This window comes from Flexivirga aerilata (assembly GCF_013002715.1).
Classification (GTDB): Bacteria; Actinomycetota; Actinomycetes; order Actinomycetales; family Dermatophilaceae; genus Flexivirga; species Flexivirga aerilata.
In genome coordinates, this window is the sequence record NZ_JABENB010000003.1 from 451,193 (window position 1) to 472,609 (window position 21,417).

Annotated in this window: 21 protein-coding genes; 11 read left to right on the top strand and 10 right to left on the bottom strand. The window is 69.3% G+C overall.

The window, feature by feature from the left end:
- The first annotated feature begins 23 nt into the window (after window positions 1-23).
- The 8 genes from tal to HJ588_RS17775 all read left to right on the top strand — a co-directional run bounded on the left by tal (window position 24) and on the right by HJ588_RS17775 (window position 9,135).
- On the top strand, window positions 24-1,139 hold the full coding sequence (gene tal / locus HJ588_RS17740) for a transaldolase (protein ID WP_171158120.1): 1,116 nt from the start codon (window positions 24-26) through the stop codon (window positions 1,137-1,139).
- Window positions 1,136-2,767, top strand: coding sequence for a glucose-6-phosphate isomerase (locus tag HJ588_RS17745; RefSeq protein WP_171158122.1), 1,632 nt, complete (start codon window positions 1,136-1,138; stop codon window positions 2,765-2,767). Before tal ends, HJ588_RS17745 begins: the two co-directional genes overlap by 4 nt.
- Window positions 2,764-4,305, top strand: a complete 1,542-nt coding sequence (gene zwf, locus HJ588_RS17750) for a glucose-6-phosphate dehydrogenase (RefSeq protein ID WP_171158124.1) — start codon at window positions 2,764-2,766, stop codon at window positions 4,303-4,305. The genes HJ588_RS17745 and zwf overlap by 4 nt, the downstream gene beginning before the upstream one ends.
- Window positions 4,302-5,564: a glucose-6-phosphate dehydrogenase assembly protein OpcA gene (locus HJ588_RS17755; protein WP_171158126.1), complete on the top strand. Its 1,263-nt coding sequence runs from the start codon at window positions 4,302-4,304 to the stop codon at window positions 5,562-5,564. The genes zwf and HJ588_RS17755 overlap by 4 nt, the downstream gene beginning before the upstream one ends.
- On the top strand, window positions 5,561-6,298 hold the full coding sequence (pgl, locus tag HJ588_RS17760) for a 6-phosphogluconolactonase (RefSeq protein ID WP_171158129.1): 738 nt from the start codon (window positions 5,561-5,563) through the stop codon (window positions 6,296-6,298). The genes HJ588_RS17755 and pgl overlap by 4 nt, the downstream gene beginning before the upstream one ends.
- Window positions 6,276-6,746 (top strand): GNAT family N-acetyltransferase, encoded by a 471-nt coding sequence (locus tag HJ588_RS17765; protein WP_171158132.1) that lies wholly within the window; start codon window positions 6,276-6,278, stop codon window positions 6,744-6,746. The genes pgl and HJ588_RS17765 overlap by 23 nt, the downstream gene beginning before the upstream one ends.
- Complete coding sequence (locus tag HJ588_RS17770) at window positions 6,743-7,183, top strand: VOC family protein (RefSeq protein WP_212756128.1); 441 nt, start codon at window positions 6,743-6,745, stop codon at window positions 7,181-7,183. Before HJ588_RS17765 ends, HJ588_RS17770 begins: the two co-directional genes overlap by 4 nt.
- A 95-nt stretch (window positions 7,184-7,278) precedes the next feature.
- A complete protein-coding gene (locus HJ588_RS17775; RefSeq protein ID WP_171158134.1) occupies window positions 7,279-9,135 on the top strand; it encodes an HNH endonuclease signature motif containing protein in 1,857 nt (618 codons plus the stop codon).
- A 154-nt stretch (window positions 9,136-9,289) separates the two neighbouring features.
- Here HJ588_RS17775 and srmL read toward each other — a convergent pair whose 3' ends face one another.
- A complete protein-coding gene (gene srmL, locus HJ588_RS17780; protein ID WP_171158136.1) occupies window positions 9,290-10,435 on the bottom strand; it encodes a PheS-related mystery ligase SrmL in 1,146 nt (381 codons plus the stop codon).
- Between the two features lie 411 nt (window positions 10,436-10,846).
- On the opposite strand from srmL, the gene HJ588_RS17785 reads away from it, so the two are divergent.
- Genes HJ588_RS17785 through HJ588_RS17795 form a run of 3 tightly spaced genes read left to right on the top strand, consistent with a single transcriptional unit; the run spans window position 10,847 to window position 12,230 of the window.
- Window positions 10,847-11,275 carry an ArsR/SmtB family transcription factor gene (locus HJ588_RS17785; protein WP_171158138.1) on the top strand — a complete coding sequence of 143 codons (429 nt, stop codon included), beginning with the start codon at window positions 10,847-10,849 and terminating at the stop codon, window positions 11,273-11,275.
- The gene (locus HJ588_RS17790) at window positions 11,272-11,778 is read left to right on the top strand and encodes an SRPBCC family protein (protein ID WP_171158140.1); all 507 of its coding nucleotides are present in this window, start codon (window positions 11,272-11,274) and stop codon (window positions 11,776-11,778) included. The genes HJ588_RS17785 and HJ588_RS17790 overlap by 4 nt, the downstream gene beginning before the upstream one ends.
- On the top strand, window positions 11,778-12,230 hold the full coding sequence (locus HJ588_RS17795) for a VOC family protein (protein ID WP_171158142.1): 453 nt from the start codon (window positions 11,778-11,780) through the stop codon (window positions 12,228-12,230). Before HJ588_RS17790 ends, HJ588_RS17795 begins: the two co-directional genes overlap by 1 nt.
- Before the next feature lie 49 nt (window positions 12,231-12,279).
- On the opposite strand, the gene HJ588_RS17800 is transcribed toward HJ588_RS17795, so the two are convergent.
- From HJ588_RS17800 to uvrC, 9 genes are all read right to left on the bottom strand, one after another.
- A complete protein-coding gene (locus HJ588_RS17800) occupies window positions 12,280-12,630 on the bottom strand; it encodes an RNA polymerase-binding protein RbpA (protein WP_171158144.1) in 351 nt (116 codons plus the stop codon).
- A gap of 40 nt (window positions 12,631-12,670) precedes the next feature.
- Complete coding sequence (gene secG / locus HJ588_RS17805) at window positions 12,671-12,913, bottom strand: preprotein translocase subunit SecG (RefSeq protein WP_171158146.1); 243 nt, start codon at window positions 12,911-12,913, stop codon at window positions 12,671-12,673.
- Window positions 12,914-13,064: 151 nt separating this feature from the next.
- Window positions 13,065-13,877 carry a triose-phosphate isomerase gene (gene tpiA / locus HJ588_RS17810; RefSeq protein ID WP_171158148.1) on the bottom strand — a complete coding sequence of 271 codons (813 nt, stop codon included), beginning with the start codon at window positions 13,875-13,877 and terminating at the stop codon, window positions 13,065-13,067.
- Window positions 13,877-15,079 carry a phosphoglycerate kinase gene (locus HJ588_RS17815; protein WP_171158150.1) on the bottom strand — a complete coding sequence of 401 codons (1,203 nt, stop codon included), beginning with the start codon at window positions 15,077-15,079 and terminating at the stop codon, window positions 13,877-13,879. The genes tpiA and HJ588_RS17815 overlap by 1 nt, the downstream gene beginning before the upstream one ends.
- A gap of 5 nt (window positions 15,080-15,084) precedes the next feature.
- On the bottom strand, window positions 15,085-16,080 hold the full coding sequence (gap, locus tag HJ588_RS17820; protein ID WP_171158152.1) for a type I glyceraldehyde-3-phosphate dehydrogenase: 996 nt from the start codon (window positions 16,078-16,080) through the stop codon (window positions 15,085-15,087).
- A 217-nt stretch (window positions 16,081-16,297) separates the two neighbouring features.
- Window positions 16,298-17,278 carry a DNA-binding protein WhiA gene (whiA, locus tag HJ588_RS17825; RefSeq protein ID WP_171158154.1) on the bottom strand — a complete coding sequence of 327 codons (981 nt, stop codon included), beginning with the start codon at window positions 17,276-17,278 and terminating at the stop codon, window positions 16,298-16,300.
- Between the two features lie 70 nt (window positions 17,279-17,348).
- Window positions 17,349-18,293 (bottom strand): gluconeogenesis factor YvcK family protein, encoded by a 945-nt coding sequence (locus HJ588_RS17830; protein WP_171158156.1) that lies wholly within the window; start codon window positions 18,291-18,293, stop codon window positions 17,349-17,351.
- Window positions 18,294-18,300: 7 nt separating this feature from the next.
- Window positions 18,301-19,188: an RNase adapter RapZ gene (gene rapZ / locus HJ588_RS17835; RefSeq protein WP_171158158.1), complete on the bottom strand. Its 888-nt coding sequence runs from the start codon at window positions 19,186-19,188 to the stop codon at window positions 18,301-18,303.
- Window positions 19,185-21,335 (bottom strand): excinuclease ABC subunit UvrC, encoded by a 2,151-nt coding sequence (uvrC, locus tag HJ588_RS17840; RefSeq protein ID WP_171158160.1) that lies wholly within the window; start codon window positions 21,333-21,335, stop codon window positions 19,185-19,187. Before uvrC ends, rapZ begins: the two co-directional genes overlap by 4 nt.
- Window positions 21,336-21,417: the final 82 nt, after the last annotated feature.

Sequence of the window (21,417 nt, forward strand, 5' to 3'; positions counted from 1 at the left end):
TGCAATCTTCTAGGAGGCACGTGATGAGCAACGACAACACACAGGCACTGAGTGACCTCGGCGTCTCCATCTGGCTGGACGACCTCAGCCGCCCGCTGATCAACGGCGGCGACCTGCAGAAGCTGGTCGACGACAAGAACGTCGTCGGGGTGACGACCAACCCGACGATCTTCGCGACCGCGCTGTCGGACGGTTCGGCATACAACGAGCAGGTGGCGCAGCTGGCCGCCAAGGGTGCGACCGTCGACGAGGCGGTCTTCGAGATCACCACCCAGGACGTGCACAACGCCGCGGAGCTGCTGAAGCCGGTCTACGACGCCACCGACGGCCAGGACGGCCGGGTGTCGATCGAGGTTGACCCGGGGATCGCGCGCGACGCCGACGCGACCGCCGAGATGGCCGAGAAGCTGTGGGCCAAGGTCGACCAGCCGAACACGATGATCAAGATCCCCGCGACGCTGGAGGGTATCCCGGCGATCGTCAAGACACTCGCCGCGGGCATCAGCGTCAACGTGACGCTGATCTTCTCGCTGGAGCGCTACCGCGAGGTCATGAACGCCTACCTCACCGGTCTGGAGCAGGCCAAGGAGAACGGCCACGACCTGAGCAAGATCCGGTCGGTGGCCTCGTTCTTCGTGTCGCGGGTCGACACCGAGATCGACAAGCGGCTGGACGAGATCGGCTCGGAGGAGGCCAAGGCGCTCAAGGGCAAGGCGGGGGTCGCCAATGCGCGGCTGGCCTACCAGGCGTTCGAGGAGGTCTTCTCGACCCCGCGCTGGCAGACGCTCGCCGACGACGGTGCGCACGTGCAGCGTCCGCTGTGGGCCTCGACCGGCGTGAAGGACCCGGCATACCCGGACACGTTGTATGTCGTGGACCTCGCGGTCAAGGACACCGTCAACACCATGCCGCCCAAGACCCTCGACGCGGTCGCCGACCACGGCGCCGTCAAGGGCGACCAGGTGACCGGCCACTACGCCGACGCGGCGAAGGTGCTCGACGACCTGGAGAAGCTCGGGGTGAGCTACGCCGACGTGGTCGAGGTGCTCGAGAACGAGGGTGTCGACAAGTTCGACAAGTCCTGGGCGGAGCTGCTCGGCTCGGTCGACTCGGAGCTGAAGAAGGCGGCTGAGAAGTGAGCGAAGAGTCGCAGGCAGAGCTCACCGTCAGCGCGGTCGGCTCGGCGGCCGACGCGATCGCGACCAACGTGCCCGGACTGGTGTCGGACAAGTTCGCCAGCAAGCTCTTCGCGCAGGACCCGACGCTCTGGGGCCCGGCCGCGGAGGACGAGTCGAGCAAGCGGCTCTCCTGGGTCGGCCTCGCGTCGTCGTCGCGTCCGTTGCTCGACGAAATCGCCTCGCTGCGCAGCAAACTCACCGACAAGGGCGTCGACCACGTCGTGCTCTGCGGCATGGGCGGCTCGTCGCTCGCGCCCGAGGTGATCTGCGCGACCGCCGGGGTGCCGATCACCGTGCTGGACTCCTCGCAGCCCGACATGGTGCGCGCCGCGCTCGACGACCGGCTCGAGCAGACGGTCGTGGTGGTCTCCTCCAAGTCGGGTTCGACGGTCGAGACCGACTCGCAGCGCCGGGCGTACGAAGCCGCGTTCAAGGACGCCGGCATCGACCCGGCCGAGCGCATCGTGGTCGTGACCGACCCCGGCAGCCCGCTCGACAAGGAGTCCCGGGGGGCCGGCTACACCGTCATCAACGCCGACCCCGCGGTCGGTGGCCGCTATTCGGCGCTGACCGCCTTCGGCCTGGTGCCGAGCGGCCTGGCCGGCGCCGACGTCGGGCAACTGCTCGACGAGGCCGCGGCTGCGACGCCGATCCTCGCCGCCGATGACGAGGGCAACCCGGGGCTGCAGCTCGGCGCTGCGCTCGGCGGCACCAAGCCGCTGCGCGACAAGGTCGTGCTGATCGACGCCGGCACCAAGGCCGTCGGCTTCGGTGACTGGGCCGAGCAGCTGATCGCCGAGAGCACCGGCAAGGACGGCAAGGGCCTGCTCCCGGTCGTCGTCGGCGACTCCCCCACCGGCGACCAGCTCGACGACGAGCTCTGGGTGCGCCTGGTCGCCACCGACGACGACTCGCAGCCGCAGGGCATCGCGACCGTCGACGTGGGCGGCACCCTCGGCGCCGCGTTCCTGCTGTGGGAGGCCGCGGTCGCCGCGGCCGGCCGGTTGATCGGCATCAACCCGTTCGACCAGCCCGACGTGGAGAGCGCCAAGGCGGCGGCTCGCGAGCTGCTCGGCAAGGGCACCGGCTCGGCCGACGCCCCGGCGTTCACCGACGGTGCGGTCGAGGTGCGCACGGCCGGACCCGACTTTCTCGACGGCGCGTCGACCGTGCCGGAGGCCCTCAAGGCGCTGCTCGCGCAGCTGCCGGCCAGTGGCTACCTCGCGGTGATGGCCTATGTCGACCGCATCGCCGACCAGTCGCTCGCCGACGTGCGGATTCCGTTGGCGCGCAAGCTGAATCGGCCGGTCACCTTCGGCTTCGGCCCGCGCTTCCTGCACTCGACCGGGCAGTACCACAAGGGCGGTCCGGCGGACGGCATCTACCTGCAGATCACCACGGCGCCGGCCGAGGACCTGTCGATCCCGGGCCGGGAGTTCACCTTCGGCGACTTCATCGCCTCGCAGGCCGGCGGTGACGCCAAGGTGCTCGCCGACCACGGCCGGCCGGTGCTGCGGCTGCACCTGACCGACCACGACGCAGGCATCGCCCAACTGCAGCAAGCCATTGCGGAGGTAACCGGTTCATGAGCCCCGCTCGCGTAGCGAGGGGCAACAACCCGCTGCGGGACGCCGACGACCGTCGGCTCCCGCAGATCGCGGGACCCTGCGCTCTGGTGATGTTCGGCGTCACCGGCGACCTGGCCCGCAAGAAGTTGCTCCCCGCCATCTACGACCTGTCCAACCGCGGGCTGCTCCCGCCGGGCTTCTCACTCGTCGGTTTCGCCCGGCGTGACTGGGACGACCAGGACTTCACCAAGATCGTGTATGACGCCGTGCGCGCCGGCGCGCGCACTCCCTTCCGGGAGGAGGTGTGGCGGGGCCTCGAGGAGGGGCTGCGCTTCGTGCACGGTTCGTTCGACGACGACGAGGCGTTCGACGAGCTGGCGCGGCAGTTGCAGGAGCTCGACGAGCAGCGCGGCACCGGTGGCAACACCGCGTTCTACCTGTCGATCCCGCCCAGCGCCTTCTCCACCGTGACCTCCCAGCTGGAGCGCTCCGGCCTGTCGACACCGCGGCCGGGGTCCTGGAAGCGGGTGGTCATCGAGAAGCCGTTCGGTCACGACCTGGCCAGCGCGCGGGAGCTCAACAAGACCGTCGAGCGGGTCTTCCCCGCCGACGCGGTCTTCCGCATCGACCACTACCTCGGCAAGGAGACCGTCCAGAACCTGCTGGCGCTGCGCTTCGCCAACCAGTTGTTCGACCCGGTCTGGAATGCCAACTACGTCGACCACGTGCAGATCAGGATGGCCGAGGACATCGGCATCGCGGGCCGCGCCGGCTACTACGACGGCATCGGCGCGGCGCGCGACGTCATACAGAACCACCTGCTGCAGCTGCTCGCGCTGACTGCCATGGAGCAGCCGAATTCCTTTTCGGCAGACGAGCTTCGGGCCGAGAAAGAGAAGGTGCTGTCGGCGGTCCGGCTGCCGAAGGACCTGTCGACGGCGACCGCTCGCGGGCAGTACACCGCCGGCTGGCAGGGCAGCGAGAAGGTCAAGGGCTACCTGCAGGAAGACGGCATCGACCCCAAGTCGACGACCGAGACGTATGCCGCGCTGAAGCTCGACGTGCACAACCGCCGGTGGGCGGGCGTGCCGTTCTACCTGCGCACCGGGAAGCGGCTCGGCAAGCGGGTCACCGAGATCGCGGTGATCTTCAAGCGGGCCCCTGCGTTGCCGTTCACCGACACCGCGACCGAGGAGCTCGGGCAGAACGCGATCGTGATCCGGGTCCAGCCCGACGAGGGCACCACCATCCGGTTCGGGTCGAAGGTGCCCGGGGCCTCGATGGAGGTGCGCGACGTGACGATGGACTTCGGCTACGGCACCGCCTTCAATGAGTCGAGTCCTGAGGCGTACGAGCGGCTCATCCTCGACGTGCTGCTCGGCGACCCGCCGCTCTTCCCGCGCCACGAAGAGGTCGAACTGTCCTGGCAGATCCTCGACCCGGTGGAGCGCTACTGGGCACGCAAGGGCAAGCCGGAGGGTTACGAGGCCGGCACCTGGGGTCCGGCCAGCGCCGACCGGCTGATGGAACGCGACGGAAGGGAATGGCGACTGCCGTGATTGTGGATCTTCCCAGCACCACGACCAAGGACGTCAGCAAGCAGCTCGTCCGGTTGCGCGACGAGAGCGGTGCGGTCGCCCTCGGCCGGGTGATGACGCTGATCATCGTCACCGACGAGGAGGGCGCGGACGACGCGCTCGAGGCCGCGACCCACGCCAGCCGTCAGCACCCCAGCCGGATCATCGCGGTGGTCACCGGCAACCCGCGCGGCAAGAGCCGGATGGACGCCCAGGTCCGCGTCGGCGGCGAGGCGGGCGTGAGCGAGATCGTCATACTCCGCCTGCACGGGGAGTTGTCGAAGCACGGCGCGAGTGTGGTGACGCCGCTGCTGGCGGCGGACACGCCCGTGGTCGCCTGGTGGCCCGGCGCCGCGAACGACGTGGCGTCCTCCCCCATCGGCAAGCTCGCGAGCCGGCGCATCACCGATGCGTCGCTCGCGAAGGATCCGCGAAAAGCGTTGCAGCGCAGGCGTGCCGACTACGCACCGGGCGACACCGACATGGCCTGGTCGCGCAGCACGCGGTGGCGCGGGCTGCTCGCGACGGCTCTCGACCTGCCGCCCTACGAGCCGGTCACCTCGGTGACGGTGACCGGGGCATCCGACTCGGCGAGCAGCGATCTGGTTGCCGGGTGGCTCGCCGTACGCCTGAAATGCCCTGTGCGGCGGGCGCGTTCGCGTCCTGGCACCGGTCTGGTCAGCGTGCGCATGGAGCGCGCCTCCGGGCCGATCGACCTGGTGCGGCCGGATCGCCGTACGGCGACGCTCAGCCAGCCGGGACAGCCGATCCGGCGGCTGGACCTGACGCGTCCCGGCACGGCGGAGTCGTTGGCCGAGGAGCTCGGCCGGCTCGGCGAGGACGATCTCTACCGCGATGCGCTGGTGCGCGGTCTGCCGATGGTGTCCAACGTCAGCGTGACAGCCAGCAAAGCGGTCGCCTCCGGCGATGCACCGTCGCCGCAGAAGGCGGCCCGCGCCGCCCGCAAGCGGACCACGGACGGCCCGGATCTGACGGTGAAGCAGCTCGAGGAGATGCCGCTGCCGAAGGGGGCCCCGGCCGAGTCGCGTCGCCGGAAGGCGAAGAAGACGGCTGCGAAGGCTGCGGCGACGCGGAAGGCGGCCGCGACCCGGAAGGCCGCGGCGGGGAAGGCGGCCGCGAAGGCGCCGGCTTCGAAGTCAGCCAGCAAGAAGGCGACCGCCACAAAGGTGACCGGCAAGAAGGCCGCGTCGAAGGGCGCAGCCAAGAAGGCGACCCGATGACCGTCGAGCGGCGCGCGACCAAGGATGAGCTCGGCGCGGCGATCGCGTCGGCGCTGGTGTCGGAAATCGTTGCGGCACAACGTGATCGCGGCGTCGCGCACGTCGTACTCACGGGTGGTTCGATGGGTGGCCTGTCGCTCCAGGATCTGCCGTCGGCGTCCGGCATCGACTGGTCGAAGGTCCACTTCTATTGGGGCGACGAGCGATTCGTGCCGTCGGGCTCGGCCGACCGCAATGACGTCGAGGCGGACAAGGCCGCGCTCGACGCGCTGCCGGTGCCCCCGGAGAACGTGCACCGGGTGGCCTCCTCCGACCAGGCGCCCGACGCCGAGACCAGCGCGCGCGAGTACGCCGAGACGATCCGGGGCACCGAGGGTGACGGGATGTTCGATGTCGTGATGCTGGGCGTCGGGCCGGACGGGCACGTCGCGTCCCTCTTCCCGCATCATCCGGCACAGCGAACCGAGGGCGCCATCGCGGTCGCCGTGCACGACTCCCCCAAGCCGCCGCCGGATCGGGTGTCGCTCACCTTCGAGGCCCTCAACCGCAGCCGCCAGGTGTGGCTGATGGTCGCCGGCGCCGAGAAGGCCGATGCCGTGGCCGCCGCCCTGGCGCCCGGCGCGGACCGGTGGGATGTGCCGGCGAGCGGTGTGCACGGCACGGATTCGACGATCTGGTGGGTTGACGCGGATGCCGCGTCGAAACTGGACGATGGCGACGGTTCGGCGAGCTGACTTCGCCGACCCGCAGCTCGTGGGGTTCCTGAGCGCGCACCTCGCCGAGCTGGCACCCACCTCGCCACCGGAGAGCCGGCACGCCCTCGACATCGACGCACTGCGCGCCCCGGGCGTGCGGCTCTGGACCGCGTATGACGGTGAATCTCTTGTCGGCACAGTCGCTCTCGCTCCGGTTGACACCGGACACGAGGAGCTGAAGAGCATGCGCACCGACCCCGCCCGGCGCGGGCGAGGGATCGGTGCACTACTGCTCGATCACGCCCTGAGCGACGCTCGCTCGCGAGAGGTGACGCGGGTGTCCCTGGAGACCGGCAGCGCGGACTACTTCGCCCCGGCCCGGGCGCTCTATCGCCGGCGCGGGTTCGCCGAGTGCGAGCCGTTTGCGTCATACACGGTGGATGTGCATAGCACCTTCATGACGCTCGACCTGCGAGGGACGGCGTGAGCGGCAGCAACGTGGTCGGCGTGCTCGCCCGAGTGTTCGTCGATGATCTGGACGGCGCGGTCGACTTCTACACATCGCTGACCGGCGTTGCGGCACAACGGTTCTCGTTTCAGGACGTCGAGCTGGCGTGGGTCGGCAACTTCCTGCTGCTCGCCGGCGACGCTTCGGTTTACGGCGATCGGACCGCCACTGTTCTGGTGCACTCTCTCGCGCCGGTCATCCGCGATCTCGCCTCCTACGACGGTGCGATCATCGAGGGCCCGACAGCCGGCCCCAACGGTCGCCGGTTGATCGCGCGACACCCGGACGGGTCGGTGTTCGAGTACATCGAGGAAGCTGGTCATCCGGCGCCCTTCATTCCAGGAACGCCGGACGATTTCACGAGCGTGCGCCGCACCTCCCATTCCGCCACGCAACACCATCCCACCGGCCACTGACAAGTCTGCCGAATCCCACGAATCACACTGGAAACACATCGGATTCGTCGCGCCGGACCCTTCCCATGTGATTCGAACAGATGTATGGTTTCGGTATGTCGAACCTGCAGCACGCACTCACCGATCAGGTGATCGCCGCTGCCACCACGACCGAAGTGTTGGAGACGGCACAGACGCTGCTGCGCGCCGCGTTCGACAAGACCCGCGACGACACCACCAGCGCACGAGGCGACGGGTCGGACCTCTCAGATGACGAGCTCCTCGACCAGGTGCTCGCGACGCAGCGGGTGCAGAACTCCGCCTGGGCCACCCAAACGCTGCGGCTGGAGCAGCTGGCGCAGCGTGAGTTCGACAAGCACCCGGAAAGCCCGGACACGTGGACGCCGTTGGAGGTGGGTGCCCGGTTGGGGTGGACCGATCGGCAAACCAGCCTGCGACTGACCCAAGCGGTCGAGAGCGTGCGCTACACGCCGCAGCTGCTCCACCACGCCGGGACCGGCGAACTGGAGTCGCGGAAGGTGGTCGCGGTCAGCGACGCCCTCGCCGACGCAATCCCCGCAACCGACACACCCGGAGCACCCGACAGTGTCGAGGCACCTGAGTCACCCGAGGCGCCTGAATGTCCGGCCGACCTCGCCGCGATCGTCGAGGCCGAGATCCTGGCCAGTGACCCGGAGGCATCCACTTCGACGAAGCTGCGCCGGCGCGCGCAGCGCTTGTTGGTGCAGCACGCGCCGGTCGCGTCCGATCAGGCGTCCGCGGCGCGGCGGCGCGACTGCACCAACGTGACCGTCGAACCGCACTGGGAGCCGGGCATGTCCATGCTCACCGCCGTCCTGCCGTCGTTGGACGCGGCGAAGCTGATGGCCGCAGTCAACGCCCACGCCCGCCTGCTCCACGACTCGACCACCACCAGCAAGAGCCTCGGCGAATGCCGCGTCGACGCCCTGACGGACATGCTCCTGTCGAACGCGCAAGTGACGACCGAGCTCGTCTTGCACGTCCCGTTCCACCCGGACACCGCGCCGTCCACCAACGCGAGCCCGGGGACCGGCACCGGCGTGAGCGGGACCGAAGCGCCCGGCTCGCACGATGCCACGGGCACGAGTGACGCGACCGGCACGGGCGACGCGACGAGCGCGAGCGACGCAAACGGCACGGGCACGGGCGGTGGGGTTGGTGTGCTGGACCGACTGAGCATCATTGACGACGCAGCAGCAGCGAACGGCGCGGCGCCCGGGGTCGTCGGCGCGTGGATGTCGAAGGTGCGACCGCCCGGTCCGCCGAAGGTCATCCTCCCGGTCAACCGGAGGGTCCTCGATCTCGGCGGCTACCGACCGATCAGTGAGGCGGAACGCCAACTCCAAGCGATGTTGCTCGAAGCCACGCTAGGCACTGGCACCCGGCCACCGCCTGACCCAGCGCCATCGGCGGGTCCCGTACGCACCACTGATCTCACTGATACCCGGCGAGCCGGTGATCGAGCGTGTCTTCCCCACAGACTTCCCGCGCCCACCGTGGACCCGGTGCGTTACCGACTCGGCGATGTCCAGGTCCCGGGTGTCGGTGTCATCCCCGCCACCGTGATCCGTGAACTCACCCGTCTCCTCGGGGTGAAGCTCACCCGCGCCCTCGTGGATGCCGAGACCGGGATCGTCGCCGAAACCAGCTGCCACTCGTACACACCCGGCGCCGGGTTGGCGCGGTTCGTGCGGGCCCGTGACCAGCACTGCCGGTTCCCCGGCTGCACCCGACCCGCAAAACTCACCGACCTCGACCACGTCACCCCGTATCCGGACGGTCCGACCGCAGCCCACAACCTGCAGTGCCTGTGCCGGCACCACCACCGCGCCAAACACGAAGCCGGTTGGACTGTGTCCATGACAACTGATGGCGTGTGCAGCTGGACCAGCCCCGCCTGGCACACCTACACCACTCGACCCGCCGACTGAGGACTGCTGATCTCGATACGGCCTCGCCTAGCGGCTCGGCCTACTCGATCAGCACTCGGGGCGGGTTCGGGCTGCTCGACCAGCATGAGGAGGGCTCGACCTACTCGATCAGCGCACGGGAAGCGGCTCGGGCTACTCGAACAGCACGCCGGGGTCACGCCAACTCCACCACCTCACCGTCGTGCAGGGCCAGATAGACGTCGTTCCGGAGCGCGTTCGCCTCGGCAGCGGTCAGCGTTCTGTCGAGGGGACGGATGACCAGGCGCACCAACGCATTCACCTGGTTCGGCCGGAGACCGAGCCGCGCGCGTGCCGGCTCCGGCAGGTCCGCATACGCAGTCCTCGACAGCAACTGCACCGACTCGAGCTCGGGCGCGCGGTCACCAAGCGCAGCACGCACCCGGTCCCCGAGCAGCTCCTCGTCCGACCCGCTCGACAGCACCAGCGACAGATCCCGGCGCACCGCAGGCATAGCCGAAACCGGTTGATACGTGGACAGATCCAGCATCTGCCTCGCAATCCGCGGGTCGGTGGCGCGCAGCAACCGGATGTCGCCGATCGACTTGCGCAACATCAGCGCCCGATCGAGCCCGATTCCGACCGCGACACCGGCCCACTCCGCAGGCGAAAGTCCCGCGCGCCGAAGCAACCAGGGTGCGATCAGACCGCCCTCCGCAAGTTCCAGCCACTCCCCCTGACCTGCACCCGGCCCTCCACCCGACGCATCCGTCCGCCGAACGTCGAGCTGCAGCCCACCTTCGGTGTAACTGTGCGGCGAATCGACCACGCGCCACTCGCAACCCGGCAACGCAACCCCGGCCACGGCACCGAGCGTCGCGACCAGGTCGTCCCGGTGCACCGGTGACCGCGTCACCCGCCACAGGTCGAGTTGGTGCGGCTCCCCGGTGTGCGTGCGGTCGATCGCATCCCGCCGATAGGCAAGACCGGCCGCGGCATACAGCGCATCCGCCGGACCACCACGCTCCAAGTGCCGGGCAAGCGCCGGCGGCAGCATCGCGCTGGTGTGACTGCGGAGCATCACCGACGAGCTCACATAACGTGAATATCGTTCACTACGAGTGATATCCGACGGCGCGTAACCGAGCGCGTCATAGTTCGCGGCGGTCGAGACGAGCGCACTCTCCCGCAGCTGTATGACGGGACATCGCGCCAACTCGCGCACGCTCTCGACGAGCGCACCGAGCAGTTGCTGCATCGCGTGCGGCCCCTGCCCCGGGTCGGTCAGGTCCCGGATCAGGAGCGCGTCGATCAACTGGGTGGTGCTGAGACAGGTGGACATGGCAAATCCTTCCGGCAGTGAGGGGAATGAACGATCTCCCTCGGCCGGCCGCCCCGGTCTCAGCCGCGCGACGCGACGAGCCCGCGGCCGAGAACCGGCCGAGGGCAACGAAATCGCCGCGTGAGTGCCATGCGTGTCTCCTAGGTCGAATCGCACGCTAGCCGGGCGGCCGGACACCCGTCGACCGCTTTTTCGCGGCGGGACCGCGCCCGACCGATGATTCTCCGCTCCCGCGCAGGTCGGTAGGGGTGACACCCATCGTCGGCACGAAGGAGACCACATGTTCCGCGCCGCACCGCCGGCAACCCCTACGGGGCGCCCACTTCATTCAACCAACGGGTTGAACATGCGTGAGCCGCGTACTACGGTTCCGGTATTCAACCAATCGATTGAATACCGGAGGTGGCACCGATGGACGAACTGTCCCTGGTCTTCGCCGCGCTGGCCGACCCGACGCGCCGCGACATGGTCGCGAGGCTCACCGAGGCCGATGCCACCGTCAGCGAACTCGCCGCGCCCTACGACGTCAGCATCCAGGCGGTCTCCAAGCACCTGAAGGTCCTCGAGGACGCCGGCCTGGTCACCCGCAGCCGCGATGCCCAGCGCCGGCCGGTGCATCTGGAGGCGGAGGTCTTCGACCTGATGACCGCGTGGATCGAGCGATACCAGCAACGCGCCGAGCTGCGCTACCGGCGCCTGGACGCCGTGCTCGACGCGCTCAACGACACCGACAGCAACGACCCTGACAGCAAAGACTCTGACAGCACAGACTCTGGCAGCACAGACGCACACAGCAACGACACGCACACCGACACCACCAGGAAAGGACACGCATCATGAGCACCACCGACGCCACCGATGCCGCCGACATCACGGAGGCGGTCATCGAGGCGGACCCGAAGCTGCCGATCATCCGGATCACCCGTGATTTCAAGGCAACTCCCGCGCAGCTGTTGCGCGCACACACCGACCCGGAGCTCTACGCCCGGTGGGTCGGCCCGGACGACATGACCACCGAGATCGACTACTGGGACGCGCGCACCGGCGGCAGCTGGCGCTTTCTCAACCTGCGCGGCGGCGAGGAGTTCGGCTTCCACGGCAGCTTCCACGAGGTCAGTGACGACCGTGTCGTGCAGACCTTCACCTGGGAGGGTATGCCGGAGGGCGTCTCGCTGCAGACCCTCACCTTCGAGGACCTCGGCAACGGCCGCACCCGGCTGCACGCCCAGTCACTGGTCGACTCCTTCGAGGCCCGCGACGGCTGGCTGGCCAGCGGCATGGAGGTCGGCATCAACGACGGTTACGCAAAGCTCGACAACCTACTCACCCAAGGAGCCATCTGATGGACGCCAACACCCTCACCACCTGCCTGTGGTTCGACGATGACGCGCAGGCAGCAGCCGAGTTCTACACCGGCCTGTTCCCCAACTCCAAGATCGGCCAATCATCACCGATGACAGTCGAATTCACGGTAATGGGCCAGCCATTCCTCGGGCTCAACGGCGGCCCGATGCACGCCCGGAAATTCAACGAGTCGATCTCGTTCCAGGTCCCCTGCGCCGACCAGCAGGAGGTCGACCGGTTGTGGGCCGCGCTCGGCGACGGCGGCACCGAGAGCAACTGCGCCTGGGTGCAGGACCGCTTCGGTGTCTGGTGGCAGGTCATCCCGACCCGGCTGCCGGAGCTGCTGGCCGACCCCGACCCGGCGCGCGCAGAGCGCGCACTCCAGGCCATGTATCAGATGCGCAAGATCGACGTGGCGGCCTTGGAGGCGGCGGCGGACGCCACCACCTGAGCGATCACGCAAGAGAGCGGAAACCCGCCACTGGATCGTTACGTTGTGGCTACTTGATCAGGCCGCGCTGGCGCAGGGTGTCGAGCGCCTCGTCGAGGATGACCGCACCCTCCTCGTCGCTGCGCCGCTCCTTCACATACGCCAGGTGCGTCTTGTAGGGCTCTGCCTTCGGCGGCGCGGGCGGGTTCTCCTGGTCCTGACCGGCCGGGAACCCGCACCGCGGGCAGTCCCACGTCTCCGGCACCGACAGGCCCGGCTCCTGCGCGAAGCTCGGCCGGGTCTCGTGCCCGTTGGAGCACCAGTAGGAGACGACGACGCGTGGCGCGGCGTCACCACGCTCGGCCTCGCCCATGGGACCGGCGCCCACCCGGCTCCCGCGAATTGCATTGCCTCCGGCCACAATTGCTCCTAAACGCGTCGAGTTGTCGGGGGTGTGACGGTCACGCGAAGCGCGCGACCAGGCCGAGACCCACGATGGCGGCGAACCAGATCAGGCTCGCGATGATGGTCAACCGGTTGAGGTTGCGCTCGGCGATCGAGGAGCCGCCGAGGTTGCTGCTCACGCCGCCGCCGAACATGTCGGACAGGCCCCCGCCCTTGCCCTTGTGCATCAGGATCAGCAGCACCAGGAACAGGCCGCTGAGGACGACCAGTGCCTGCAAAGCGATGCGCAGCACGTCCACGCTGGAGACTCACCTTCGGTTGATTGCATGCGTATGGCGCTTCCGCGCCTCGGACAAGATTACACGTCGCATGGCGACCGCCCCGACAACGCCGGCCGACCATCCCGCCAACGTCGGCCGACCAGCCTGACGACGTGCGCCGGCCGGCGCGTCAGCCGACCATCCCCTGGTGCGCCTTGTACCGGCAGATGGCCGCGAACTCACCAGCATCCAGCGACGCACCGCCCACGAGGGCACCGTCGACGTCGTCCTTGGCCATGATCGAGGCGACGTTGCCGGACTTCACCGACCCGCCGTAGAGGAAGCGCACCTGGTCGGCGACGTCACCGGAGTAGAGCTCGGCGATCGTGTCGCGCAGCGCGGCGCAGGCCTCTTGCGCGTCGTCCGGGGTGGCGACCTCACCGGTGCCGATCGCCCAGATCGGTTCGTAGGCGACGACGAGCTTCGCGACATCCTTGGCCGGCACTCCCGCCAGGTCGGCCGTCAACTGACCGACGATGTAGGGGATCTGCTCCCCCGCCTGCCGCACCTCGAGCGGCTCGCCGACGCACAGGATCGGGACCAGGTCGTGCCGGAACGCGGCCTTGACCTTGGCGTTCACGGTCTCGTCGGTCTCACCGTGGATGGTGCGGCGCTCACTGTGCCCCACCACGACATACGTGCAGCCGAGTTTGGCGAGGAACGCACCGGAGATGTCACCGGTGTAGGCGCCGGAGTCGTGCGGCGACAGGTCCTGCGCCCCGAACTTCAGCTTGAGCCGGTCGCCGTCGATCAGCGTCTGCACCGACCGGATGTCGGTGTATGGCGGGAGCACCGCCACCTCGGTCTCGTCGTGGTCGTGCTTCTTGTCCCGCAGCGTCCAGTCGAGTTTCTGCACCAGCACGGTGGCCTGCTGGTGGTCCAGGTTCATCTTCCAGTTGCCGGCGATCAGCGGGGTGCGGCCGGCCTTCGTCTCCTTCGCCATCAGGACTCCAGCACCTCCAGGCCGGGGAGGGTCTTGCCCTCGAGGAACTCCAGGCTGGCGCCGCCACCGGTCGAGATGTGGCTGAAGGCGTCGTCGGAGAAGCCCAGCTGCCGCACGGCGGCTGCCGAGTCGCCACCGCCGACGACCGTGGTCGCGCCCTTCGCGGTCACGTCGGCGAGGGCCTGCGCGACGGCCTGGGTCCCCGCGGCATACGGCTGCATCTCGAAGGCGCCCATCGGGCCGTTCCAGAAGACCGTCTTGGCGGTGCCGATGGCCTGCGCGAACGCGGCGGCCGACTCGGGGCCGATGTCGAGCCCCATCCGGTCGGCGGGGATCGCGTCGGCGGCGACGACCTCGTGGTCGGCGTCGGCCGAGAACTCGGTCGCGGCGACGATGTCGGTCGGCAGCACGATCTGCACGCCGCGGTTCTCCGCGTCGGCCAGGTAGCCGCGCACCCGGGCGACCTGGTCCTCCTCGAGCAGGCTCTTGCCGACCTCGTGGCCCTGTGCGGCGAGGAAGGTGAAGACCATGCCGCCGCCGATGAGCAGCAGGTCGGCCTTGCCGAGCAGCGCCTCGATGACGCCGAGCTTGTCGCTCACCTTGGCGCCGCCGAGCACCACGGCATACGGCCGCTGCGGCTTCTCGGTGAGCTGCCGCAGCACGCCGACCTCGGTCTCGACCAGGCCGCCGGCCGCCTGGGGCAGACGCTCGGCGATGTCGTAGACGCTGGCCTGCTTGCGGTGCACGACGCCGAAGCCGTCGGACACGTAGACGTCGGCGAGGTGCGACAGCTGGTCGGCGAAGGCAGCGCGCTCGGCGTCGTCCTTGCTGGTCTCCCCCGGGTTGAAGCGGAGGTTCTCCAGCACCGCGACGTCACCGTCGTTCAGCCGGTCGACGGTCTCGTTGGCCGACTCCCCCACCGTGTCGGTGGCGAAAAGCACTGGGGTGCCGAGGAGTTCGGCGAGCCGGTCGGCAACCGGACGCAGCGAATACTTCTCCTCCGGCACGCCCTTCGGACGGCCGAGGTGCGCACACACGACGACCCGGGCGCCGGCGTCGCGCAACCGCTGGATCGTCGGCACGGAGGCGCGGACCCGACCGTCGTCGGTGATCGCGCCCGCGTCGTCCAACGGCACGTTGAGGTCGCTGCGCAGCAGCACGGTCTTGCCCTGGAGCTTGCCCAGGTCGTCGATGGTGCGCATCGGTCTCAGAGGTCCTTGCCGACGAGTCCGACGAGGTCGGCGAGGCGGTTGGAGTAGCCCCACTCGTTGTCGTACCAGCCGACGACCTTGACCTGGTTGCCGATCACCTTGGTCAGGCCGGAGTCGAAGATGCAGGACGCCGGGTCGGTGACGATGTCGGTGGAGACGATCGGGTCCTCGGTGTAGCGCAGGATCTTGCCGTCGGCGGCCTTCTTCACCGCGGCGTTGACCTCCTCGACCGTGGTCTCCCGGCCGGCCTCGAAGGTGAGGTCGGTGGCCGAGCCGGTCGGGGTCGGCACGCGCAGCGCGTAACCGTCGAGCTTGCCCTTCAGCTCGGGCAGCACCAGGCCGATGGCCTTCGCGGCGCCGGTGGAGGTCGGCACGATGTTGAGCGCGGCGGCGCGGGCGCGGCGCGGGTCCTTGTGCGGGCCGTCCTGCAGGTTCTGGTCCTGGGTGTAGGCGTGCACCGTGGTCATCAGACCCTTGACGATGCCGAACTCGTCGTTCAGCGCCTTCGCCATCGGGCCGAGGCAGTTGGTGGTGCAGGAGGCGTTGGAGATGATGTTGTGCTTGGCCGGGTCGTAGTCGCCGTCGTTGACGCCCATCACGATCGTGATGTCCTCGTTCTTGGCCGGCGCCGAGATGATGACCTTCTTGGCGCCCTGGTCCAGGTGCACCTTGGCCTTCTCGGCGTCGGTGAAGATGCCGGTCGACTCCACCACGATGTCGGCGCCCAGCTCACCCCACGGCAGGTTGCTCGGGTCGCGCTCGGCGAACGCCTTGAACGTCTTGTCGCCGGCGGTGATCTCGGTCTCGGTCGCGCTGACCTCACCCGGGAAACGGCCCAGGATCGAGTCGTACTTCAGCAGCATCGCGAGCGACTCGTTGTCGGTCAGGTCGTTGACACCGACGATCTCGATGTCGGCGCCGGAGGCCACGACGGCTCGGAAGAAGTTGCGGCCGATGCGGCCGAAGCCGTTGATTCCCACGCGGACGGTCATCTTCGGGACCCATCCCTTTCTGTTTGAACTTCTGTTTGAACTTGGCTCGATGGAGGCAGTAACGAAGCTGTTGAGCTCTGGGGTTGAGCTCTGGTGTGAACTCTGGGTCGAACTCTGGAGTGGATCGACGCCTCGACCCTAGAGGATGACTTGCCGGTAACCGGAACCAGCCCGATCGGCTGTCCGGCGACCGGACAGTAGGCGGGTCAGGTGCAGGTCAGCTCTCCAGCATCTCCTGGGTCAGGTTGGCGTCGGTGCCCGGTATGCCGAGCTCACTCGCGCGCTTGTCGGCCATCGCGAGCAGGCGGCGGATGCGGCCGGCCACGGCGTCCTTGGTCATCGGCGGCTCGGCCTTCTGGCCGAGCTCCTCGAGGCTGGACTCCTTGTGCTCCAGCCGGAGCCGGCCCGCCTCGGCGAGGTGATCGGGCACCTCGTCGCCGAGGATCTCCAGCGCCCGCTCGACGCGGGACCCGGCGGCGACCGCGGCCTGCACCGAACGCCGCAGGTTGGCGTCGTCGAAGTTGGCGAGGCGGTTGGCGGTGGCGCGCACCTCGCGCCGCATCCGGCGCTCCTCCCAGGCGAGGAACGCGTCGGTCGCGCCCAGCCGGGTCAGCATCACGCCGATCGCGTCGCCGTCCCGGATCACCACCCGGTCGACACCGCGCACGTCGCGCGCCTTGGACTGCACGCCGAGCCGGCGGGCGGCGCCGACCAGGGCCAGCGCGGCTTCCTGTCCGGGGCAGGTGATCTCCATCGATGACGACCGGCCGGGCTCGGTGAGCGAGCCGTGGGCGAGGAACGCCCCGCGCCAGGCCGCCTCGGCATCGCAGACGGCGCCGTTGACCACCCGGGGCGGCAGGCCGCGCACCGGGCGGCCCCGGTGGTCGATCAGGCCGGTCTGGCGCGCCAGCGCCTCGCCGTCCTGCACCACCCGCACGATGTAGCGGCTGCCCTTGCGCAGCCCGCCGCTGCTCATCATCAAGACCTCGGGTGTTTGACCGTAGAGGTCGGCGATCGCCTGCCGCAGCCGGCGGGCCGCGGCGGCGGTGTCGAGTTCGGCCTCGATCACGATGCGGCCGCCGATGATGTGCAGGCCGCCGGCGAACCGCAGCATGGCCGAGACCTCGGCCTTGCGACAGCAGGTCTTGGTGACGGCATACCGGCTCAGTTCATCCTTGACGGCTGCGGTCATCGACATACGAATTCAATTCCTCGCTGTAGCAGGCGGTGCCGTCATCGTACGGCCAAACAGTTGAATAGTGGACCGCTCACTCCACCACATCCCGATAGGCCGCCGCCAATCGGAGGCTGTCGTGCGCACCCGGCTTGTCGGTGTCGGCGACATCGGCGAAAACCACTTCCGCGCCTAGCGATTGGGCGGTGCTGCGCAACTGGTCGCCGTGGTCGCCGACCACCGACGGGTCGGCGAGGACGACGTCGAGATGCAGGTCGGGCGCGTGGGCGGCCAGCACCTCGAGGTGGTCGGAGGCGCTGAAGCCGACGGTTTCGCCGGTGTTCATCACCATGTTGAGGGTGACCAACCGCTTTGCGGTGGTGTGCACGAGCGCGTCGCGCAGGTCCGGCACCAGCAGATGCGGCATGACCGAGGTGAACCACGACCCCGGCCCGAGGATCACCCAGTCGGCGTCGTAGACCGCCTCGACCGCCTCCTGGCAGGCGAGCGGCGGGTCGGGATGCAGGCGTATGCCGAGCACCCGGCCGCGGGTGGTCGCCACCTCCACCTGTCCGACGATGTCGGTCACCTCGTCGGGTGCGTCGGGGTCGGCGCCGAGCACACTGGCCTCGATGCGCAGCGGCTCGGCGGCCATCGGCAGCACCCGCCCGCGGGCGCCGAGCAGCCGGCCGACGAAGTCGAGGCCGGCGATGGGGTCGCCGAGCAGGTCCCACAGCGACGCGATGATCAGGTTGCCCAGGGCGTGTCCGCCGAGCGGCCCCTCGCCGGCGAAGCGGTGCTGCAGCGCGTCGCGCCATTGCAGCCCCCACTCGGAGTTGTCGCAGAGCGCGGCCAGCGCCATACGCAGGTCACCGGGCGGGAGAATGTCGAACTCCTCGCGCAGGCGGCCGCTGGAGCCGCCGTCGTCGGCGACCGTGACGATCGCGGTGATCTTGTCGGTCACCAGTTGCAGCGCCTGCAACGACGCGAACAGGCCGTGACCGCCGCCGAGCGCGGCGACTGCGGGACGCGGACTCATCGCGCGTTCACTCCCGCCCGAGGTCGCGGTGCACCACCAGCGACTTCACCGAGTCGGAGTCGAGCCGGGAGGCCAGCGCCTCCGCCATCGCGACCGAGCGGTGCTTGCCGCCGGTGCAGCCGACCGCGAGGGTGACGTAGCTGCGGCCCTCGCGCAGGTAACCCGCGGTCATCGGTTCGAGCAGCGCGAGGGTGCGGTCGAGGAACTCCTGCGCACCCGGCTGGGCCAGCACGTAGTCGGCGACGACCGCCTCCTGGCCGGTGTGCGGGCGCAGCTGCGGGTTCCAGAACGGGTTGGGCAGGAAGCGCATGTCGAAGACCAGGTCGGCGTCGAGCGGGATGCCGTACTTGAACCCGAACGACATCACCGCGATGCGCAGCGCCGGGCCGTCGTCGCCGCCGACGAACTCGCGCACCTTGGCGCTCAGCTGGTGGACGTTGAGGCCGCTCGTGTCGATGAGTATGTCGGCAGTCGCGCGCAGGTCGCGCAGCGTCTCGCGCTCCTCCTGGATCCCGTCGAGCAGCCGCCCCTCCCCCTGCAACGGATGCGGCCGGCGTACCGACTCGAAGCGCCGCACCAGCGCCTCGTCGGTCGCGTCCATGAAGATGACCGTCGGGCGCCACCCCTTGTCGCGCAGGTGGTCCAGGCCCTCGCGGAAGTCGGTGAAGAACGCGCGCGACCGCACGTCGACGACGGCGGCCAGCTGGGGCATCTCCTCGTTGTCGCGGGAGATCAGGTCGGCCATCGAGACCAGCAACTGTGGCGGCAGATTGTCGATGACGTACCAGCCGCCGTCCTCCAGCACGTTGGCCGCCGTGGTCCGTCCGGCACCGCTCATGCCGGTGACGACGATGAGCTCCGCCGAACGGGCGGACGGCTCGTCGAGGTCGGTCATCCGGTGGTCTCCTGGTTCTGTTCCGGGGTGGTCGGGTCGGTGGTCGGGTTGGTGGTCGGGTCGGTCGACACATCGGGTGCGTCGGTGCTCCCGTCGTCCAGCACCTCGCCCGTGGTCAGGTTGACCGCGGGTGCGGCGCCGTCATCCTCTCGCAGGTGCGCGTGGATCGTCGCGGCAAGCGCCGGACCGATGCCCTTCACGCCACCGATCTGCTCGACGGTCGCCGAGCGCAGCCGCTTCACCGACCCGAACTCGCGCAGCAACGCCTTACGGCGCACCTCGCCGAGACCCGGTATGCCGTCCAGCGCGGAACGCGTCATCGCCTTGGACCGGCGCTGCCGGTGGAAGGTGATCGCGAAGCGGTGCGCCTCGTCCCGGACGCGTTGCAGCAGGTAGAGCCCGTCGCTGGTGCGCGGGAGGATGACCGGGAAGTCGTCGTCCGGCAACCACACCTCCTCGAGGCGCTTGGCCAGGCCCACCACCGCGACGTCGTCGATGCCGAGTCGCTCCAGCGCACGGGCCGCGGCGTCGACCTGCGGCTTGCCGCCGTCGACCACCACGAGCTGTGGCGGATAGGCGAATCGCTTGGGTTTGCCGGTGGTTTCGTCGATCGGGCCGCTGGCGACGGCCGGGCCCTCCTCGATGACGGTGGTCCCGTCGTCGCCAGTGTTGCTGGTCTCGTCGCTGTCGCCGGTGTCGTCGAGCTCGATGTCGCCGGCATTGTCACGCTCGTCCAGGTAACGCCGGAAGCGCCGGGTCAGCACCTCGTCCATCGCCGCGGTGTCGTCCAGCCGCACCGAGCCGTCCGGCTGCGGGGTGCCGCGCACGATGAAGCGCCGGTATTCGCCCTTGCGGGGCAGGCCGTCCTCGAAGACGACCATCGACGCGACGACGTTGGTGCCCTGCACGTGGCTGACGTCGAAACACTCGATGCGCAGCGGCGCCTGGTCGAGCGACAGCGCCTCCTGCAGGTCCTGCAGGGCTTGGCTGCGCGCCGTCAGATCGCCGGCGCGGGCCACCTTGTGCCGGGCGAGCGCCTGGGTCGCGTTGCGCTGCACGGTCTCCATCAACGTGCGCTTGTCGCCGCGCTGCGGCACGCGCAACTCGACGCGGGCCCGGCGCAGACCCGCCAGCCACTCCTGCATCGCCTCGGCGTCCGGCGGCAGGACCGGCACCAGCACCTCGCGCGGCACACCCTCGGGGGACTCCCCGCCATACACCTGCAGCAGGAGGCGTTCGACGACCTCGGCGACCCCGAGATCGCCCTCGCTCTGCTTGTCGACGACCCAGCCGCGCTGCCCGCGGATCCGGCCGCCGCGGACGTGGAAGACCTGCACGGCGGCCTCGAGCTCGTCGTCGTCGATGCCGAAGACGTCGGCGTCGGTGGCGTCGCCGAGCACGACCGCCGACCGCTCCAGGGCCTTCTCCAGCGCCTGCAGGTCGTCCCGTCGCCTGGCCGCGGTCTCGAAGTCGAGTTCCGCACTGGCGGCACGCATTTCGCGCTCGAGACGCTTCACGAAGCGGCTGGTGTTGCCAGCCATGAACTCGCAGAAGTCCTCCGCGATCTCTCGGTGCTCCTCCGGCGTCACCCGGCCGACGCAGGGCGCCGAGCACTTGTCGATGTAGCCGAGCAGGCAGGGGCGGCCGACCTGCCCGGCGCGCTTGAAGACGCCGCTGCTGCAGGTGCGCACCGGGAAGACGCGGAGCAGCTGATCGAGGGTCTCGCGGATCGCCCAGGCGTGCGCGTAGGGCCCGAAATACCTGGTGCCCTTGCGTTTTGCGCCACGCATCACCTGCGCGCGCGGAAACTCCTCGCCCATCGTGACCGCGAGATAGGGATAGGACTTGTCGTCGCGGTACTTGACGTTGAAGCGCGGGTCGTACTCCTTGATCCAGGAATACTCGAGCTGTAACGCCTCGACCTCGTTGCGCACGACGGTCCACTCGACACTCGCGCCGGTGAGCACCATCGTGCGGGTGCGCGGGTGCAGCGCGGAGATGTCCTGGAAGTAGGACGACAGGCGGCTGCGCAGCGACTTGGCCTTGCCGACGTAGATCACCCGGCCGTCCTTGTCGCGGAACCGGTAGACACCGGGGTCGACCGGGATCTCCCCCGGCTTCGGGCGGTAGGTCGACGGGTCTGCCACCCACCCAGCTTATGAACCGGCGCCCACACCCGACGCTTCCGGGGCGTGCACAGGTCGCGTGCACAGGTCGCGACCGTTGCGG

What these genes read in the sequence shown, in the direction of transcription:
- tal (WP_171158120.1), top strand. Translation starts at nt 24, where the DNA reads ATGAGCAACGACAACACACAGGCACTGAGTGACCTCGGCGTCTCCATC.
- zwf (WP_171158124.1), top strand. Translation starts at nt 2,764, where the DNA reads ATGAGCCCCGCTCGCGTAGCGAGGGGCAACAACCCGCTGCGGGACGCC.
- pgl (WP_171158129.1), top strand. Translation starts at nt 5,561, where the DNA reads ATGACCGTCGAGCGGCGCGCGACCAAGGATGAGCTCGGCGCGGCGATC.
- HJ588_RS17765 (WP_171158132.1), top strand. Translation starts at nt 6,276, where the DNA reads ATGGCGACGGTTCGGCGAGCTGACTTCGCCGACCCGCAGCTCGTGGGG.
- HJ588_RS17775 (WP_171158134.1), top strand. Translation starts at nt 7,279, where the DNA reads ATGTCGAACCTGCAGCACGCACTCACCGATCAGGTGATCGCCGCTGCC.
- srmL (WP_171158136.1), bottom strand. Translation starts at nt 10,435, where the DNA reads ATGTCCACCTGTCTCAGCACCACCCAGTTGATCGACGCGCTCCTGATC.
- HJ588_RS17785 (WP_171158138.1), top strand. Translation starts at nt 10,847, where the DNA reads ATGGACGAACTGTCCCTGGTCTTCGCCGCGCTGGCCGACCCGACGCGC.
- HJ588_RS17790 (WP_171158140.1), top strand. Translation starts at nt 11,272, where the DNA reads ATGAGCACCACCGACGCCACCGATGCCGCCGACATCACGGAGGCGGTC.
- HJ588_RS17795 (WP_171158142.1), top strand. Translation starts at nt 11,778, where the DNA reads ATGGACGCCAACACCCTCACCACCTGCCTGTGGTTCGACGATGACGCG.
- tpiA (WP_171158148.1), bottom strand. Translation starts at nt 13,877, where the DNA reads ATGGCGAAGGAGACGAAGGCCGGCCGCACCCCGCTGATCGCCGGCAAC.
- HJ588_RS17815 (WP_171158150.1), bottom strand. Translation starts at nt 15,079, where the DNA reads ATGCGCACCATCGACGACCTGGGCAAGCTCCAGGGCAAGACCGTGCTG.
- gap (WP_171158152.1), bottom strand. Translation starts at nt 16,080, where the DNA reads ATGACCGTCCGCGTGGGAATCAACGGCTTCGGCCGCATCGGCCGCAAC.
- whiA (WP_171158154.1), bottom strand. Translation starts at nt 17,278, where the DNA reads ATGTCGATGACCGCAGCCGTCAAGGATGAACTGAGCCGGTATGCCGTC.
- HJ588_RS17830 (WP_171158156.1), bottom strand. Translation starts at nt 18,293, where the DNA reads ATGAGTCCGCGTCCCGCAGTCGCCGCGCTCGGCGGCGGTCACGGCCTG.
- rapZ (WP_171158158.1), bottom strand. Translation starts at nt 19,188, where the DNA reads ATGACCGACCTCGACGAGCCGTCCGCCCGTTCGGCGGAGCTCATCGTC.